Source organism: Streptococcus sp. 79, assembly GCF_013277425.1.
Taxonomy (GTDB): domain Bacteria; phylum Bacillota; class Bacilli; order Lactobacillales; family Streptococcaceae; genus Streptococcus; species Streptococcus pseudopneumoniae.
Genome location: NZ_VMMW01000086.1, coordinates 1 through 1,141, shown reverse-complemented (window position 1 = coordinate 1,141; position 1,141 = coordinate 1). Strand labels below are relative to the sequence as shown.

Genomic DNA, 1,141 nt, shown 5'->3' with positions numbered 1-1,141 from the left:
GTAACTGAAGTCAGCGGACGTGTAGACCAGATTGCCAACCTTGACTTGGTCGCAACCTATAACGCAGCGAAAGCGTGAGTGCTATGAGTAACCTTGAAAATCTAGCAAGAGCAATCGGTGAGGATGTCAAGGCTATCAAAGAAGACTCAGAGCTAAAGGATAGGGAGGTTAAGAAAAGACTGGACACCCTTGAGAGTAGACCGAGAGTCCATCCAGAAACCCTCGTTACAAAAGCGGAGCTGGAAGAGAAAGGCTACTTGACCTCCCACCAAGACTTGTCTACTTATGCCCAAAAATGGGAGTTGTACAATGATATCCCCATCAAGGCTAGGATTTCCGCCTTAGAAAATCGTCCATCATTCGATACGCTGACACCGACTCAACGGGATAGCTTAAAAGGGGATAATGGGCATAGTTTGAATGCCAGCGTTCGTATTGAGGGTTCTTATAAGAATGGCTCTACTAGTCGATTGAATCTGTTTGCGGATGTATTCTACGATGGCGAAGCAGTCACGAGCGGCTATACTCTTGATTATTACTACCGTGGTTTTGGCTATACAAACTGGCGTTCTTTGAGAAATCAGACCCCTGATTCAGCAGGAAAATTTGGCACATGGAGTGCTTCTCAGCGTTCTGGTGGTTGGTTTGAAGTTCGCATTGAAGTGAATTACAGAGGATTGAGAGCCTCTGCTTTTACCCATTTGGATAATGTCAACGATGGTGAACAAGGGCGAAGTGGAGTTCCAGGTCAGAACATTGTCAATCAGAACGGTTCGCAGGCACTCAACTATTGGGCCGGTACGCAAGAGCAGTACGATGCTATTACTACCAAAGACCCTCACACGATTTACGATATTTTTAAGTAGGTGAAGCTATGAGAGATAGAGTAAGAATCATGTTAGGAAGTAGAGAGATTGTCAAGCGCTATATTGGCGATAGGTTGGTGTGGTCGAGTGGACCGTCATTATTATTGGAAGTGTTAAACACAAGAATGTGGCAGTACTGGGGTGGGTACAATATTGATATTAAAGGTAATGATATTAAGGTTGCTGCTATACGATATGTACAACTCAATAATAGCAAATTAATAAGAATTCAGGCTGATATGTATAACCGAGGAGTCATATATCTAACTGGTACA

General features: G+C 43.6%; 2 protein-coding genes. Both read left to right on the top strand.

Going from position 1 to position 1,141, the window contains the following annotated elements; translation table 11 throughout:
- The first annotated feature begins 83 nt into the window (after positions 1-83).
- On the top strand, positions 84-866 hold the full coding sequence (locus tag HT729_RS09985; protein WP_119947539.1) for a hypothetical protein: 783 nt from the start codon (positions 84-86) through the stop codon (positions 864-866).
- An 8-nt stretch (positions 867-874) separates the two neighbouring features.
- Positions 875-1,141, top strand: a 267-nt coding sequence (locus HT729_RS11795; protein WP_205380681.1) for a hypothetical protein, incomplete at its 3' end; no start/stop codon positions are given.